General features: G+C 62.3%; 13 protein-coding genes and 2 pseudogenes. 7 read left to right on the forward strand and 8 right to left on the reverse strand.

The window, feature by feature from the left end:
- The first annotated feature begins 368 nt into the window (after positions 1–368).
- Entirely contained in the window at positions 369–731 is a 363-nt protein-coding gene (gene queD, locus IVA93_RS32250; RefSeq protein ID WP_018454585.1) for a 6-carboxytetrahydropterin synthase QueD, read from the forward strand.
- Positions 732–2,512: 1,781 nt separating this feature from the next.
- On the forward strand, positions 2,513–4,216 hold the full coding sequence (locus tag IVA93_RS32255; RefSeq protein WP_018454587.1) for a recombinase family protein: 1,704 nt from the start codon (positions 2,513–2,515) through the stop codon (positions 4,214–4,216).
- On the opposite strand, the pseudogene IVA93_RS32260 reads toward IVA93_RS32255, so the two are convergent.
- The 6 genes and pseudogenes from IVA93_RS32260 to IVA93_RS32285 all read right to left on the reverse strand — a co-directional run.
- Positions 4,198–4,278, reverse strand: a pseudogene (locus IVA93_RS32260) (acyl-CoA thioester hydrolase); the annotation flags it as partial. The gene IVA93_RS32255 and the pseudogene IVA93_RS32260 sit on opposite strands and share 19 nt — an antisense overlap.
- A 69-nt stretch (positions 4,279–4,347) precedes the next feature.
- A complete protein-coding gene (locus IVA93_RS32265) occupies positions 4,348–5,265 on the reverse strand; it encodes a metallophosphoesterase (RefSeq protein ID WP_018454588.1) in 918 nt (305 codons plus the stop codon).
- Between the two features lie 128 nt (positions 5,266–5,393).
- Positions 5,394–6,428, reverse strand: coding sequence for a Holliday junction branch migration DNA helicase RuvB (gene ruvB / locus IVA93_RS32270; protein ID WP_018454589.1), 1,035 nt, complete (start codon positions 6,426–6,428; stop codon positions 5,394–5,396).
- A 20-nt stretch (positions 6,429–6,448) separates the two neighbouring features.
- The gene (gene ruvA, locus IVA93_RS32275) at positions 6,449–7,066 is read right to left on the reverse strand and encodes a Holliday junction branch migration protein RuvA (RefSeq protein ID WP_018454590.1); all 618 of its coding nucleotides are present in this window, start codon (positions 7,064–7,066) and stop codon (positions 6,449–6,451) included.
- Complete coding sequence (gene ruvC, locus IVA93_RS32280; RefSeq protein WP_018454591.1) at positions 7,063–7,590, reverse strand: crossover junction endodeoxyribonuclease RuvC; 528 nt, start codon at positions 7,588–7,590, stop codon at positions 7,063–7,065. The genes ruvA and ruvC overlap by 4 nt, the downstream gene beginning before the upstream one ends.
- A 71-nt stretch (positions 7,591–7,661) precedes the next feature.
- Positions 7,662–8,408 (reverse strand): YebC/PmpR family DNA-binding transcriptional regulator, encoded by a 747-nt coding sequence (locus IVA93_RS32285; RefSeq protein ID WP_018454592.1) that lies wholly within the window; start codon positions 8,406–8,408, stop codon positions 7,662–7,664.
- Positions 8,409–8,613: 205 nt separating this feature from the next.
- On the opposite strand from IVA93_RS32285, the pseudogene IVA93_RS32290 reads away from it, so the two are divergent.
- A pseudogene (locus IVA93_RS32290) lies at positions 8,614–10,361 on the forward strand (methyl-accepting chemotaxis protein).
- Positions 10,362–10,470: 109 nt separating this feature from the next.
- The gene (locus IVA93_RS32295) at positions 10,471–11,895 is read left to right on the forward strand and encodes a methyl-accepting chemotaxis protein (protein ID WP_247294131.1); all 1,425 of its coding nucleotides are present in this window, start codon (positions 10,471–10,473) and stop codon (positions 11,893–11,895) included.
- 742 nt (positions 11,896–12,637) lie between these two features.
- Here IVA93_RS32295 and IVA93_RS32300 read toward each other — a convergent pair.
- Both IVA93_RS32300 and IVA93_RS32305 read right to left on the reverse strand, forming a co-directional pair.
- On the reverse strand, positions 12,638–13,027 hold the full coding sequence (locus IVA93_RS32300) for a hypothetical protein (RefSeq protein ID WP_231191003.1): 390 nt from the start codon (positions 13,025–13,027) through the stop codon (positions 12,638–12,640).
- Positions 12,993–13,256 (reverse strand): hypothetical protein, encoded by a 264-nt coding sequence (locus IVA93_RS32305; RefSeq protein ID WP_083926371.1) that lies wholly within the window; start codon positions 13,254–13,256, stop codon positions 12,993–12,995. The genes IVA93_RS32300 and IVA93_RS32305 overlap by 35 nt, the downstream gene beginning before the upstream one ends.
- A gap of 175 nt (positions 13,257–13,431) precedes the next feature.
- Here IVA93_RS32305 and IVA93_RS32310 point away from each other — a divergent pair, with 175 nt between their 5' ends.
- From IVA93_RS32310 to IVA93_RS32320, 3 genes are all read left to right on the forward strand, one after another.
- Complete coding sequence (locus tag IVA93_RS32310) at positions 13,432–13,767, forward strand: hypothetical protein (protein WP_083926372.1); 336 nt, start codon at positions 13,432–13,434, stop codon at positions 13,765–13,767.
- Between the two features lie 380 nt (positions 13,768–14,147).
- Complete coding sequence (locus tag IVA93_RS32315; RefSeq protein ID WP_247540817.1) at positions 14,148–16,037, forward strand: ATP-binding protein; 1,890 nt, start codon at positions 14,148–14,150, stop codon at positions 16,035–16,037.
- A gap of 435 nt (positions 16,038–16,472) precedes the next feature.
- Complete coding sequence (locus IVA93_RS32320) at positions 16,473–16,937, forward strand: (2Fe-2S)-binding protein (protein WP_018454596.1); 465 nt, start codon at positions 16,473–16,475, stop codon at positions 16,935–16,937.

Raw genomic sequence — 16,937 nt, forward strand, 5'->3', positions numbered from 1 at the left:
GCATGGCACACGCAATGAACGTGCCCAGAACCAGTGTTAGGTTCGGCGACGATGTCGTGCAAGCGCTCCATGATCTCGGGTTCCTTGTCGCGATCGAGACGAACGGCAGGCTGCTGGTCCCGGCCGGCGTGGTAACTGGGTTTGCGGCAGCAAATCGCGCCGCACTGGCCATCGCTCGCGGACACGAACTCAAAATTCGTGTAGCCGCAGCCGTGTGCCGGCGGTTCGATGAGAGGGCTCGGACGATTTCTGCTTCGGCCCACAGACGGCCCTGGCGCCGTCGACCACATGCGGCAGGCCGTCGCGCAACGCCTGACTCATCGGAAATGGCGAATCAGCGTGCAATGTCACAAACATCCCGGCATCAGATGAAGATATCCCAGGTATTTAAGTTCGAGGCAGCGCACCGACTTCCAACCGTCCCGCAGACACATCGCTGTCATCGGACGCACGGTCATTCCTATCGCGTCGAGGTCGTGCTGAACGGGCCCGTCGATCCGCACACCGGGTTCGTAATGGATTTCTTCAGCATGGAAGAAGCGTTCGGTCTTCTTCTAAAGAAGCTCGATCACCATTGCCTGAACGAAGTCCCGGGACTCGAAAATCCGACGGCGGAAAATATCGCCATCTGGATCTGGCAGCACGCGAAACCGCGCCTTGCGCAACTCTCGAGCGTGAGGGTGTACGAGACGACAGATTGTTGGGCCGAATATGAGGGGCCCGATCGCTGAATTCCGCGCTCATTTTGGGCTGTATTGATGCGGCGCGCCTGTCCTTCTTCGGCTCCGAAACCGACGATCTGCGCTTCGGCTCCTCATCGGCCCGATCCGCGGGCAGATTCCCTCGCTCACGGGAGGCCCTTTGGATCTCGCGGGAGGTCAGACGACGGCGCCCTGCAAGGCTAGGATCTCAAGGAGCGCGAGGCAGCCATCGACAGCGCCATGAGCCGCCGCCTTCATCAGCAAATGCGGCAGCCGTAAGCCTCCGAAGCCCGCCGGACCAATTGCCCGGGTTGAGCGGATTTATGCCTCCCGCGACGACCTGGTGTATGTGCCTGCATGGATGATGATCAGGACCTTTACGCGAGAGGCGGCCTTGAGGGACGACCGGGTTTGACGGGAATCTGAGTCGAGAAGGCCCTCATCATAGGGCACTTTCGGCTTCGGTAGGTTCCCCTTCCACGCCACGCTCGTCGGGCGCTTGACGCGCCGCGCCGGTGAAGCCATCCGGCGTCAGCCTCGAGGGACTGGCACGGCGCGAGCCGTACAAGACGGCCCTTGCGCAGAGGGGTGCGAAGCGCGCGCAAGGCCTGATCTTCACCGCCGAGCTTGGTGAACTCACACACTAGGAAGACAGCGTCATCCTTCTTGCGCTCGATCTTCTCAAGCGAGGTCTGATGCTTTTGCATCGTGGTCTCCGTTCCCACAAAACATGGACGCATAAACGCGAAGACGTTCAATAAAATAGGACAAAACATAATTACACCACTCCGACGCACCGAGGCGGCCATCCTAATGCCTCGACGGAGCCGCGATTCCCGTTGCGGGCTGGCTGATTCCTCGTGGAAAACGGCGAAGGTATCCTGTCCAACCCGATCTTGGCCGAGACGGCAGACTCGGCGTGCTCTTCCCACCACAGGCCAGCGGGTCGCGTATATCGCCAGCGCTGGTGAGGCGCCACGGGGCATCATCGACGGTGTGTCGCCAGCCGACAGGGAGGAAATCCGCGGGGATCCAGACGCCGGACGGGAGCTGAAGCGAGTTCAGTTTTGAACTACTTGGATGCCGGAACGGGAGGACTCTGTCAGAAGTAAGCGTTTTTCTGACAGTGCTTTTTCGACGCGCGCTTGCGGAGCTCACCCACACGCGAGTGCTTGCTCTTGGAGGCTCGACGCAAGGGTCATCGAACCAACGGAATAAGAAAGCCCCAACCAGCGACGGTTCCTTGGTCGAACCACGGCGACTGGGCTGTGCGCGACAATCCGTCCGCCAGCGGTTGATGGACGAGCCGGCGCTCCGCGCCGGCCACTACACATCTGTACGAGAAGCCTCATGAACCGAGAACGGGTCCGCTAGGCACAGCTCACGCAGCCACGGACTTCGTCGCCGTCACCCGCAAGTATTTTTACTCCGCTTTGCTTAGCGTATCTGCTCTCGACTACGCGCCTCATCGCTAGGAATGCCCTCACGCGCGCCGCGGCACTTCAACAATTTCATTTTCATTCGACGCTGCCGAAGTCAGCATGCGAGAAGCGTTGCGAGTAATCGCTGCGGCTTGGCTGTAGCGCAGCGCAGAAATTTAGGCTAGCTTCTGCTCGCGAGTTTGCAAATGCGTACCCGCACCCGATCTCTCCGAAGACAACGAGCGATCATTCGACCGCTCGCCCCCTCACATCCTCAGAGCTGGGATAATCCGGACAATGAGGAAATCTGGTTTGAGTTGGCGCGCGCTATCGGACGTCAGGTCGCACGGGATGAAAATCACGGCTCGGGGCAGCCGATAAAGGACCGACATGACGACAGCGTCATCGAAGAAAACGGCCGTACTATACGCCCGTTATTCCAGCGACATGCAAAAGGCGACCTCGATTGATGGTCAGCTATTGCTCTGCCGGAAGGTCGCATTGCGCAACGACCTCGATGTCATCGGCGAGTTTGTCGATGCCGCAAAATCTGGTCTTACCGAAGGTGCGCGGGACGGCTATCAGCGTTTACTCAACGGTGTGAGAAACCGGGACTTTGACGTAGTCGTGGTTGAGCATTTCGACCGCTTGTCGCGCGATCCCGCAACCATCCAGCGTCTCAAGCAGGTCTTCGAGTTCAACGGCGTTGAGCTGATGGATCAGAAGGGGGTCTATGCGACCGCCACTGACATCAGCATCGCAAGTCTCTACAACACGATTTACAAGCCGCAGCTCGCCGAAAAGGTTCGGCGCGGCCATGACAACGCTGTTGCCAACGGAAGAATTCCTGGCTCATGCGCCTATGGTTATCGGCCGAGGCCGGGCGCGCCGGGCGAACGCGTGATCGATGACAACGAAGCAAAGATTGTGCTCCGCATCTTCAGCGAATATGCAGCGGGCCGCTCGACCCGAACTATCGCCGCTGATCTCACCCGCGAAGGCGTGCCCTCACCAGGGGCAACTCGTCACAAGAACAAGGCTGATCGTACCACCTGGAATCACCAGTGCATTACAGGCGGCCGGCATGGTCGCGGTATTATCGGCAACGATCTATATATAGGCGAGATACATTGGAACGTTCGCTCGACAATTCTCAACCCGGAGACCCAGAAGAAACAGAAGCGCCGCAATCCAGAAGAGCGCCACATCATAGTTAAGAAGCCGGAGCTACGGATCGTGCCGCAAGCGCTCTGGAATCGAGCGCATGAGGTTCGTAGCGCACGCGCCGTATCTATGTTCGGACCGACTGGCAAGCCGCGGCGTCGCGCCGTGATCCCGCGCAACAACGAGCACCCGCTTGCCGGTGTGCTCCGGTGCGGCGTCTGCAATGGCCACATGCGAATCGCTCAATCCTCGCGTAACGGCGCACCGCGCGCGGCATGCGCGAGCGCGCATCAGCGGGGCACGTGCGAGCACACCCGTAGCTTCGACATGGACGTTCTGCTCGAGGATGCCTCCGACAAAATCCAACTGAAATTGCTTTCGCCGAAAGCCATTGAAGAGGCGATGTGTGCCTGGAAAGAGGAGCGCAAAAACGATCGGAACAAGGGCAGCGAACACTCTAAGCTAGAGCGTCGACGCCGCGTGTTGACTACCGAGATGGAACGCCTGTCATATGCCATCGCAAATAGCCGCCGGAAGCCGGACGAGTTGCTCAAGCGCATCGATGAGTGCGACCTGGAGCGGGAAAGCGTTGAAGAGCGCTTGCGGCTGCTGGGCGCTGGCGGCGAAAATGTCATTGGCTTCGATCACCCGAAATTCGGTGACCGATACCGTTCGGAGGTTAGAAGACTGGTCACCGCGCTCAAGGCCAATCCGAAGGCGATCGAAACTCGCGTAGCCTTCCGCAACTTGATCGAATGCATAGTAGTGCATCCGGTTCGCAAGCGGATGCCCTACGAATATACGCCCTACCTGAACAGCTCCGCGCTTTACGGCAAGAACCTTTTCCCAGAAAACCGCAGCAAGGCGCGAGAAATCAGCACGTTTGCCTACTACGACAATGGCAAGTCAGGGAAATCCGTGTCCTCGTAATAGACGCGGACCTGCATATGGTGGCGGCCGTCGCGGATCTCGCCGTCGAGATGAGCTGTCACGTCGCGAGCCTCTTCGCTTTTCGGTAACCAGCCCGTTTTGCGCAAAAACGGCCGGCTGCGCAAGCGTGGCTAGACCACCGCCGGCCCACGCCCCAGCGTCACCTCGACGATCTCCGGCGGCACGCCGACGCGGAGCGGCATGATGCTGCAACCGAGGCCGCCGGAGATGATGACGTCGCATTTCAGCCGGACATGACCATAGGCGAGCCGGATGCCGTGCTGCGGCGGAACCGCCGGCGACCAGCCGAGCAGGCGGACCTGGCCACCATGGGTGTGGCCGGACAGTTGCAGCGCGACGCGGGCGGGCATGCGCGGCGCGATATTGGGCTCATGCGCGAGCAGGATGATCGGCGCGTCGTCGGTGACCTTGGCAAGCGTCGCGTCGAGATCGTCGGCGCCGAAGCGTCCCGTGCTCCGGAAGCGTCGCGCCGGCAGAAAGGCGAGTTGATCGCCAAGGCCGGCGAGCCAGAATGCGCGGCCATCCTTGGCGAGCCGCACGACGTCGTTCTCGTAGACGGGAATGCCGGCCGCCTCCAGCGCGCGATGCGCGACCGTCGGCCCGTGGCCGGCCTGCTGCACGGTCCTATCGGCCCAATAGTCATGGTTGCCCATGACGGCATGGACGCCGAGCGGCGCTTTCAGGCCGGCCAGCACCTTGGCCCATTCGCTCGCCGGAATGATGCGCGTGACCTGGTGCAGACCGGCAACATAGTCGCCGAGCAGCACGATGATATCCGCGCTGAGCGCATTGGTGCGGTCGACGATGGCTTCGATCCGCTCCAGCGGCATCCAGGGATCGCAGGCATGGATGTCGGCGATCACGGCAATCTTCAGCGGGAAGTCCGCCGGCCATTGCCGCGGGGTTGGATGATAGCGGGTGACGCGAAGCCGCAGCACCGGCTCGACGCCGACGCCGTAGGCCGCGGTCGAGACGGCGAGAGCGGAGAGGCCGCCGAAGGAACGGATGAGGTGACGGCGCGTGATCATGGCAGCCCGATCGTGATGCAGCTTGTTGATGCGACCCGATTGAAGCGGAAATGGGGTGCGCTTGTGCAGACCCTCTGCACGAGATCACCGGAAATTCATGACGGCCCGACCGTCCGTACTTGCGCAGATCAGTCGTCGCTCTCGTCGGTGCCGAACAGGCCGAACTGTGCCGCCGCATCGCGCGATGGCTCGCTGATGCCGAGATGGCGAAAGGCGTGCGAGGTGAGCAGGCGGCCGCGCGGAGTGCGCTGCAGATAGCCGCACTGGATCAGATAGGGCTCGATGATGTCTTCGATCGCATCGCGCGGCTCCGACAGAGCGGCGGCCATCGTCTCGACGCCGACCGGGCCGCCGCCATAGTTCTGCGCGATGGTCGTGAGGTAACGGCGGTCCATCGCGTCGAGGCCGGCGGCATCGACCTCGAGCGCGCTCAGCGCGTGGTCGGCAATCTTGCGATCGATCCTGTCGGCATCGGCCGCCGAAGCAAAATCGCGCACGCGGCGCAGCAGCCGGCCGGCGATACGCGGCGTGCCACGCGCGCGTCGCGCGATCTCGTTGGCGCCATCCGCGCTCATGCCGACGTTGAGCACGCGGGCACCACGGGTGACGATGCTTTCCAGCTCCTCGATGGTGTAGAAATTCAACCGGACCGGAATGCCGAAGCGGTCGCGCAAGGGATTGGTGAGCAGACCGGCGCGGGTGGTGGCGCCGACGAGGGTGAATTTCGATAGCTCGATCTTGACCGAGCGCGCCGCCGGACCCTCGCCGATGATGAGGTCGAGCTGGAAATCCTCCATCGCGGGATAGAGTACTTCTTCCACCGCCGGGCTCAGGCGATGGATCTCGTCGATGAACAGCACGTCGCGCTCTTCGAGATTGGTGAGCAGCGCGGCGAGATCGCCGGCCTTGGCGATCACCGGGCCCGACGTGGCACGAAAGCCGACGCCGAGCTCCTTGGCCACGATCTGCGCCAGCGTGGTCTTGCCGAGGCCGGGAGGACCGACGAACAACACGTGATCCAGCGCCTCGCCGCGCTTGCGCGCCGCCTCGATGAAGATGGACAGATTCTTGCGCGCCTGCTGCTGGCCGACGAAGTCGGACAGCGATTGCGGACGCAGCGCAGTGTCGCCGACATCGTCGCTGCGGCGCTCGGGCGTGACCATGCGGTTGGCCTTAGGATCGCTCACTTCGCGAGCTCCTTCAGGCCAAGGCGAATGAGCTGCGCGGTCTCCGCATTCTCACCCGCGCTGCGCGATGCAGATGCAATGGCCGCGGCAGCTTGCGGCTGGCCGTAGCCGAGATTGACCAGCGCGGAGATCGCGTCCGCCACGGGCCGCGGCGCGCGCTGGTCGTCGACGGCGCCGGCGAGGTGCACGACCGCCGGATCGACATTGGCAAAGGCCGGCGCCTTGTCCTTCAACTCGGTGACGATGCGCTCTGCGACTTTGGGGCCGACACCCGGCGTGCGCGCCACCGCAGCCTTGTCGCGCAACGCGATCGCGTTGGCGAGGTCGGACGGCCCAAGCGTGCCGAGCACGGCGAGCGCGACCTTGGCGCCGACGCCCTGCACGGTCTGAAGCAGGCGAAACCATTCGCGCTCCTGATCGCTGCGGAAGCCGAACAGCTTGATCTGATCCTCGCGAACATAGGTCTCGATCGACAGCACGGCGGCCTCGCCCGGCGAGGGCAGATGCTGCAGCGTGCGCGTCGAGCAATGCACCTGATAACCGACCCCGCCGACGTCGAGGATGACGAAATCCTCGCCGTAGGAATCGATCAGGCCCTTGAGCTTGCCGATCATAAGCCTGCCACCTTCAGCCGCAGCGCGGTGCTCTGGCGATGATGGGCATGGGTGATGGCGATGGCGAGCGCGTCGGCGGCGTCCGCGGACGGCGGATCGGCCTTCGGCAGCAAAATCTTGAGCATCATCGCGATCTGCTGCTTGTCGGCGTGGCCGGCGCCGACCACCGTCTTCTTCACCTGGTTCGGCGCGTATTCGGCAACACTGATGCCGAACATCGCAGGCGCGAGCATGGCGACGCCGCGGGCCTGGCCGAGCTTCAGCGTCGCGACGCCGTCCTTATTGACGAAAGTCTGCTCGACCGCGGCTTCCATCGGCTTGTGACTGGACAGGACGGCGGCCAGCCCCTCATGGATCGCGAGCAGCCGGCTCGCCAGCGGCAAATCGTCCGGCGGCTCCACCGAGCCGCAGGCGACGTAGATCAGGCGGTTGCCCTCGGCCTCGATCACGCCCCAGCCGGTGCGGCGCAGGCCAGGGTCGATGCCGATGATGCGAACGGGGCCACGAATCGGGAGCGTCGTCATGAGCCAGTGATAGCGGCTGGCCGCCGTGGGGGAAACAGAAACAGAACGGAAGTAACAGGGGAAGTGCCCCCCTACCCGCCCATCTTCGCCAGCAGCGCGTCCGACACCTCGAAATTGGCGTAGACGTGCTGGACGTCGTCGTGCTCGTTGAGCAGGTCCATCAGCTTGAGCAGCTTCTCGCCGGTCTCGTCGTCGACTGCGACCGTGTTCTGCGGCTTCCAGATCAGCGCGGCCTTGCGCGGCTCGCCGAACTTGGCCTCCAGCGCCTTGGCGACGTCGCGATAGCCTTCGGTCGAGGCGTAGATCTCGTGGCCGCCTTCGCTCGAGATCACGTCGTCGGCGCCGGCCTCGATCGCGGCATCCAGCACCGCATCGTCGGAGGCGATGCTGCGGTCGTATTCGATGATGCCGGTTCGGTCGAACATGAAGGAGACCGAGCCGGTTTCACCGAGATTGCCGCCGGACTTGGCGAAGAAGGAGCGGATGTCGGAAGCCGCGCGGTTGCGATTGTCGGTCAGCGCCTCGACGATGACGGCAACGCCGCCCGGGCCGTAACCCTCGTAGCGGATCTCGTCATAATTCTCGCTGTCGCTGCCGAGCGCCTTCTTGACGGCGCGCTCGATATTGTCCTTCGGCATGTTCTCCTGGCGCGCCGCGGTGATGGCGGCACGCAGGCGCGGGTTCATGTTGGGGTCGGGCGTCCCCAGCTTGGCCGCGACGGTGATTTCCCGCGCCAGCTTGCCGAACAGTTTCGACTTCTGGGCATCCTGCCGCCCCTTGCGGTGCATGATGTTCTTGAATTGGGAATGTCCGGCCATGCGTGATCTTCTCTAGGGACTCGTGCGCCAAGGTGAGCGTGGGAAGCGCGGCCTTATAGGCCGCGACCCCCCTGGAAAGAAAGAGGCTCTACGACTTTAAGGTAACACCGTACGGGCCCGTGCCTAGATGTCAGGCATCGTTAACCCTGATTTCATTCCAGCCTGCGAAAATAGCCTCCGACCGTCCCGTGACAAGAGAGAGCTGATGGCATTCGAACTATTTCGGAAGCGTCTGCCGGACATGGCTGCAACTGCGGCTGCCCCGCAGGCCGCGCAGCCGGCGGCCCATCCCGAGCCTGCCGCGGCCGTCGAAAGCGATTCGGCCAAGGAAATCCTGGAACTGCTGGAACTCGAGCTGGGGCCATGATTCGCCAGCTCGAGCGCGCCGCCAATTCGGTGGCCGGCGGCGCCGAGGCGACCGCCACGACGCTTGCCGCCATTCGCGACCGCACCGACGCCCTGACCGGCCGGACCAACGCCGCGCAATCGAATGCCTCCACCTTCGCCCATGCCGCCGACAAATTCACCCAGTCGGCGCTGGGCATCGGGGCGCAGGTTCGCGAGGCCGGCAAGCTCGCCGACGAGGCCAGTGCCGCGGCACAGGAAGCCCGCGCCAATGTCGATCGCTTGCGCGAATCCTCGGCCGCCATCGGCAACGTCGTCAATCTGATCGCACAGATCGCGCGGCAGACGACGCTGCTCGCGCTCAACTCGACCATCGAGGCCGCGCGCGCGGGCGCTGCGGGAAGAGGCTTCGCGGTCGTCGCCACCGAGGTCAAGGCACTCGCGGTGCAGACCCAAGGCGCGACGGAGGAGATCACCAAAAAGATCGACGCTCTGCAGCGCGACGCCGCCGGCTCAGCAGATGCGGTGCACCGCATCTCGCAGGCGATCGAGGCGATCCGTCCGGTGTTCGAGACCGTCAACGGCGCGGTCGCCGAACAGAATGCCACCACCAGCGAAGTCTCCGGCAACGCGACCAGCGCGTCGCAGTTCATCATCTCGGTCGGCGAAAGCGCAGCCGAGATCGATGCTGCGACCAAGGCGGCCGAGAGCCACGGCGAGCACGTCGCCAGCGCAGGCAAGGCCGTGACCGCCTTCGCACAGAAACTGAAATCGCGCTGCGCCGTGCTGCTGCGCCAGAGCGAGCACGACGACCGCCGCAAGACCGAGCGGCTGCCCTGCCATCTCAAGCTCGAAACCGCCCGCGGCGTGCTGCCGGTCTACGAGATAGCGATGGACGGCGTGCTGATCGGCGGCGCGGACGCGGGCCGCCTTGCATCGCAAGCCATGGTCGAAGGCACCCTCGAAGGCGTCGGTGCCTGCCGCCTGCGCGTGGTCGAGCAGTCCAAGGCCGGGGCCCGCGCGCAATTCGTTAGTCCCAATGCCGAGCTACGCGAGAAGATCGAGGACAGGCTGTGGTCGATCCACGAGGAGAACACGGAGTTTGTCACCCGCGCCATGGAGGCGGGTAACGCGCTGACCGCGATCTTCGAGCAGGCGGTTGCCCGCGGCGAGGTGAAGATCGACCACCTCTTCGACACCGATTATGCCGAAATCGCCGGAACCAATCCGCAGCAGTACCGCACCAGATATCTGGATTGGGCCGATCGCGCGCTGCCGGCGTTCCAGGAAGCCTTTCTGGCGAAGGACCCGCGCATGGCATTCTGCGCCATGGTCGATCGCAACGGCTTCCTGCCGGTGCACAATAGGATCTATTCGCATCCGCAGCGGCCTGGTGATGCCGCCTGGAACACGGCCAACAGCCGCAACCGGCGGATGTTCAACGATCCGGCGGGGTTGGCTGCCGCGCGCAACCTGCGCTCGTATCTGGTGCAGAGCTATGCACGCGACATGGGCAACGGAAATACGGTGATGATGCGCGAGATCGACGTTCCGATCCGCGTGCAAGGCCGGCACTGGGGCGGATTCAGGACGGCCTACAAGCTCTAGTGCGCGCTCAGGCAAGACGCCAAAGCGCGAATCACCTCCTAAGATCGATATTGGAATGGGAATGCCGCGGAGAGCCGGCGAATGGCTCTGACTGGAGGACTCTCAAGACATGTCCGTCGTACAACTTGCAGTACTGGACACCGGCTCCAACCGAACACTTTCCGAACGGCTGATCGATCAGCTCGCCGACCGCATCGGCGGCCTCGGCGTGGAACTGGCTGACATCGCCGGCAACGTCCAGGAAGTCGCAAGCCGCGTCGCGAACCAGTCGGAACGTTTCCACCACCTCCAGGAAACCGCCGAGACGATGGTGTCGGCCAACCACGACATCGCCAATGCGTCACAGGCGGTGCAAACGACCACGTCAGCGGCGGTCGGCGAGATCGCGCAGTCGCGCGGCGCAGTCGACGCCGCGGTTAGCCACATCTCCGAACTCGTTGCAGCCGTCGAACGCATCGAGGCGCGGCTCAGCGCAGTCGGCTCCGCGCTGGCACAAGTCGCAAAGGTCTCCGGCTCGATCGAGGCGATCGCGAAGCAGACCAATCTGCTCGCGCTCAATGCCACCATCGAGGCGGCACGCGCCGGCAATGCCGGCCGCGGCTTCGCGGTGGTGGCAAGCGAGGTCAAGAACCTCGCGGAAGCCACCCGCCAGGCCACGCACCAGATCTCCGACACCGTGCGCGATCTCGACGGCCAGATCGAAGGTCTGATCGGCGAGAGCAGCGATGCCTCGCAGCGCGCGAAGACGGCCGGCGAAGGCGCCCAGCGGATCTCCGGCATCATCTCGCGGGTTCAGCAGGGCTTCGCCTCGGTGGAAGCGGAGATCGGCAGCGTCACGCGCGCGGCAACCTCCAACCTCGGACACTGCGACACCGTCATCAGCGAGCTCAACGAACTCGCCAAGGGCGTCGATCTCTCCTCACGCGATCTCAAGAACGCCGATCAGCGCGTGACCAAACTGCTCGACACGTCGGAAGGGCTGATCGCGCTGATCGCCGACAGCGGCGTCGAGACATCGGATGCGCCGCTGATCCGAATTGTCGTCGAGATCGCAAAGCGGATCTCGGACGAGTTCGAAGCCGCCATCGGCCGCGGCGAGATCACGCTCGACCAGTTCATGGACGAGAACTATCGGGAAATCCCCGGCACCGATCCCAAGCAGTACAACACCAACTATGTCGACTTCACAGACCGCGTGCTGCCCGCGATCCAGGACCCGATCCAGAAATCCGATCCCCGCATCGTGTTCTGCGTCGCCTGGGCCAAGGGCGGCTATCTGCCGACGCACAACCCGAACTACCGCCTGCCGCAGGGCAAGGACCCGGTCTGGAATAACGCCAATTGCCGCAACCGCCGCCTGTTCACCGATCGCGCGGTGCAGAAGGTCGCGGCCAACACCAAGCCGTTCCTGCTGCAGACCTATCGCCGCGACATGGGCGGCGGGCAGTTCGTGCTGATGAAGGACCTGTCCTCGCCGATCATGATCCGCGGCAAGCACTGGGGCGCCTTCCGGATGGGCTTTCGGCAGAGCTGAGGGTCGTCGCGACGCGCTTGCGGCGGGGGCGCATGGTCTCCCTGAATCAGAAACCTCGAAAACAACCCCATGCACAGTAGCCGGGGCGGGCAGAATCAATGGCTTAAGCGCCTGATGAATCCCTCGATCCAGACGCCTCTGAAGCGCTTGCGCCGTCGGGCAAAACAGGCGTATACTGCTATTATTCCGAAATTTCCATCCCCTCCTCTTCTCCCCTCGCGAGAGAAGCCGATTTCGATAGCCCCGCCCCGCTTTCCGTAGACGGCGCTGGCCGCGCGCTGTACGGCCTTCCGGGCCTACGCTTGGGCGGCCCGGTAGCTGTGCTTGGCAATGAACGGACTACTTCTTTTGCTCGGTGGTCGTCGTGGCGGCCGGGGTGCCGTCGCGAGCGTCCCGTCGCTCGTCGCGTCCCGTACGCCTCTCTTGGCGCCGCTCTGTGCGTCCCGTGCGGCGTTCCTGGCGGCGCTCTGTTCGCCCGCTGCGCCGCTCCTGGCGGCGTTCTGTGCCTGACTTCGGCGCGTCCGCTGGCGGCGTGGTAGGCGCGGCGGCTGGCGCAGTGGTTTGAGCAACAGCCTCTGAGGCCGCCAAAATTGAGGACGAAACCACAAGCCCAAACACCCCTGCGTATCCAAGGAAGGTTAGTGCGTTGCGACGACAGACCTGTTTCGGCTCCGAACGTTCATTCATGGTCAGGCTCCCGGTTGCTGCCCCTTAGAGCATGTCACCAGCGTCGGTGGCCTAGTTATTGATCTGGATCAACTTGGTTCGGTGCTTCGAGCCACGTTGGGATTTCGGCCGATGGGATCGACACTCTCGGAAAGTGAGGGATGACAGTCCCTGCACTGACGATCAGTCCGTCGTTGAATTTGGTTCGCGCAAAATCCTTGGCTGCTGCTTCGCTTTCAAACGTGTTGGTTAGCCGCGGATGTCGCCGTCTTGACAGTGTGCCATCCAGCGGCACTTCAAAAGTGACGTACCAAGTGTGTTTCATGCCTAAAGCCGCCCCGTCGGTACCGTGGCCTATCCCCGCCAGACAAAGCAAAGCCGCCACCGGGACGAAGCGATGGCGGCTTCTTCCTGGCTTGCGAAACCGGCCTTTACCGCCTGGCTCCGACACGATTGACGCCACCATTCGCATTGCCGCCGGCGTTATGACGGACTGCGGCGCGCGCCACCGGGCGGGGCCTGAGCACGACGCCTGCCCGAGCAACGCAACCCGCTGGGTAGGCAGTGTATTGGCAATACACGACCGCATTGGCTGGGCCTGGATTGAGCGTGAGACCTGCAAGGCCCAACAGGGCGCTGGCAGCAATCCCGGCAACAGTCGCTGACCTGATCGAAAGATGCTTGCTCGGATGCATGGCGGACCTCTCTCTTGGAACTTGCGCAACTGAGGCTCATCGCCTTCTCAGGTGCGGCAGAACACAGCGTAGTCGCCGCAGTGCGCGGGTTCGATTGATCTACATCAAGCTCCTGCGCGGAGAGAGCCGCAATCTCGCGAGCGGGGCTTAAGGAATTCATGGAAGGGTTTCTGTCATGCTCCGCTTCATTCTTGCTTCTCTTGCAGCTTTCGTTTTGCTCACCGCCTGCTTGATCCCCGATGATGCCGAGGCTCGGCGCGGCGGAGGTGCCTATCGGGGTGGCGGCGGTTATCGCGGCGGTGCGGTCGCAGTTCGAGGACCGCGAGGCGGCGGCGCTGTTGCGGTGCGCGGCGCAGGCTACCGTGGCTACGGCTATCGGGGCGGCTATCGCGGCTACGGCTATCGGGGCTACGGTGTAGGAGCGGCAGCGGTAGGCGCGGCTGCCGTTGGCACTGCTGCGTACCGCCGCAGTTGCTACGATGCTTACGGAAACTATATTTGCGCCTATTAACCCGTCGACCGCGACTTCCATCGTCTTCCGCTCAAGTCCGCGCCTGATCGAGCGAATAGGCGTGGACGGTGAAGAGCGGCTTCGGGCTTTGGCCGGGACCGGCTGATAGACGGTGAACGGCTTTGGGCTTCGCATGGCTTGCTCCTGTTGAAGCTCGGGCGAACCCCGAGCTTCAACTTTCAGCCACCGTTAGCGCGTGCAGTTAAACCAAGATTTCGGCTGGAATTCATTGTCCCCGGAATCGTTGCGGTCCGCTGCCGCTGGGTCCAGTCCTGATCGCTCTCCCCGGCCAAGCCGCCGACAGCCGTTTTTCGGCCTATTAAACATTCGGCCGTGCCATTAGGCTCCGGGACCGAGGGGACTAGGATGGCAATGCGGTTTTGCCTGTTCTCACTATCCTGGCGATCCTTTTGCAGGCGGACCTTCGCCGCCCCGCTGGTCGTCGCATTGTTGCTGGCAACACTGGGCCGGGTCGGGCGGCTGATCCTGAGCCCAAGCGCGTTTTGATGCTGCAATCATTCGGCCTCCGCTTCAAACCGTGGACCGATTTCGCTGAGTTTCTTCGCCCTCAAATGATCAAGCAATCGAAAGTCCCAATCGACTTTCAGGACCACTCGCTGCTAAGCGCCCTTGTGGACGACGACAAGGCGCTCGCACCCTTTATCGGTTACCTCCAAGCATTGTACGGGGCCAAACCTCCCGACCTCATTGTCGCCCTCGGTGCGCCAGCTGCCGAGTTTGTGCAGCGGTATCGCGCTCAGCTTTTCCCCAAGACACCAATGATGTTTACTTCCGTCGAGGCGCGACGGGTCCAATACGACAAGCTGACCGAGTATGACACCGTGGCCGCTGCGGCTCATAATTTTCCTGCCGCCATCGAAACTATTCTGAAGGTGTTGCCCGACACGAAAGTGATCGCCGTCGTGAATGGGGCTTCGCCCAATGAAACATTTTGGCAAGGGGTATTGGAGCGAGAACTCGCACCGTTCAGCGGGCGGGTTGAACTACGATGGTATAACAAGCTGTCATTTGAAGATATCCTGAAAGACGCGGCACATCTTCCACCTCACAGCGCCATCTTCTGGCATCTGATGAGCGTTGATGCGGCGGGTGTTACACATGAGGGCACTGCCGCCTTGCACAGGCTCTCGGCTGCCGCCGATGCTCCCATCTTTTCCTATCTTGACGGATTTTTTGATGGCTCGATTGTCGGCGGCTCTATGCATTCGATCGAGAAGGGCATGACTATCGCAGCCGCGGCGGCAATCCGTATTCTAAACGGTGAAAAAGCTGGCGACGTAAAGGTCGCACCCAGCCAATTCGAGCTGCCAAGGTTCGATTGGCGGCAAATGCAGCGGTTCGGGATCAGCGACAGCCACCTGCCGCCCGGCAGCACGGTCTACTTCCGCGAGCCATCGGTGTGGGAACGGTATTTATGGCTGATCGCATCCGTCGTCGCGGTTTTTCTCATACAAGCCGGGCTTATTGCTATCCTGCTACGTGAGCATCGCCGTCGTCAATTCGCCGAAGTACAGTCGCGACAGCGCATGACTGAACTGGCCCACGTTAATCGCTTCGCGACCGCTGGCGAACTGACCGCCTCGATTGCTCACGAGATCAACCAGCCGCTTGGGTCTATTCTGACGAACGCCGAAACCGCAGCCGCGATCCTGCAATCGCAGCGTCCCGATATCGCTGCACTTTCCGATGTCGTTGAACTCAGGGAAATTGTGAACGATATTTTACAGGATGACCGGCGTGCCACCGAGGTCATTCGCAGGATGCGCAGCCTCCTAAAGAAGGCGCCGTTCGAATTGAAGCAACTGGACCTCAATGAGGTTGTGCAAGAGACGGTCAGATTTCTTTCGGCGCTAACCGTCAGCCGAAAATTCGAAATGGTCAACGTGATCACGCCAGATGCGCTACCGATCCTCGGCGATCGCATTCAGCTTCAACAAGTCATTTTGAACCTTGTGCTGAACGGGGTCGAGGCTATGAAGGACACGTCTCACGAAAGCCGCACTATCAGCATCCGGACCGCGCGCGTCGAGCAATTCGCCGAGCTATCCGTGTCAGATCGCGGACCCGGCATTCCAGAAGACAAATTGAAACAGGTTTTCGAGCCGTTTTACAGCAGTAAAGCGGAAGGCATGGGCATGGGCTTGTCCATTGCGCGCACCATTATCGAAGCACACAACGGGTTCATATCAGCGAGCAATCGGGAGCATGGCGGTGCCTCGTTCGCGATCAGGCTTCCCTTTGTCGCTTGATCCAAAACGGCGCCCGTACGCGGAGACGGACCCCTCACCCGAATGAGCCTGCGTCTACCGGCCTCGCTGCCCTCTCCCACAAGGGGAGAGGGCACAACAATGAGTCGCGGCAATTGATCGCGCCGTCGATCGACTTCCACAATCGCACGAGTTTCGTCATCGCATGATTTTGCGCATTCGCACGATCTTCTGTGGCCATCAATGACGCTTGTGAGCAAAATGCGTCAGAAAATGACGATTATCATATCAATTAGCCCAAAATTACTGCAGTGATCGCCGCACAAATTCGTGAACGTCATGGCCTAACGCGCTCACTGCGCAAAAATGCATTGCCGGACATGTCGACGCTTCATCGTTTCGCATCGATATGATTATTGTGCGCGCAAATTCGCTGACTAGATCGCCGCAAGCGATCGAGCGAGCAAGGGGATGCATATGGCAACTGTTCTCACCATCAACGGCGAAACGAAATCGTTCGACGCGCCACCTGACATGCCGCTGCTGTGGGTGCTGCGCGACGTCCTTGGGATGACCGGCACCAAGTTCGGCTGCGGGATTGCGCAGTGTGGCGCCTGCACCGTGCACGTCGACGGCAAGGCAGTCCGCTCCTGCGTCTTGCCGGTCAGCGCGGTCGCGAACCGCGCCATCACCACGATCGAGCATGTCGGCAGCACGCCAGCGGGCGCAAAGGTGCAGAAGGCCTGGCTCGATGCCGAAGTGATCCAGTGCGGCTACTGCCAGTCCGGCCAGATCATGTCGGCCGCGGCACTGCTGGCGGCAACGCCCAGCCCTGACGATTCCGACATCGACGCCGCGATGGCCGGCAACATCTGCCGCTGCGGCACCTATGTGCGCATCCGCGAGGCCATCAAGCAAGCCGCCTCCGGCCGTCAGTCGTGA

The sequence above is a fragment of the Bradyrhizobium sp. 155 genome (genome assembly GCF_023101105.1).
Taxonomy (GTDB): domain Bacteria; phylum Pseudomonadota; class Alphaproteobacteria; order Rhizobiales; family Xanthobacteraceae; genus Bradyrhizobium; species Bradyrhizobium canariense_D.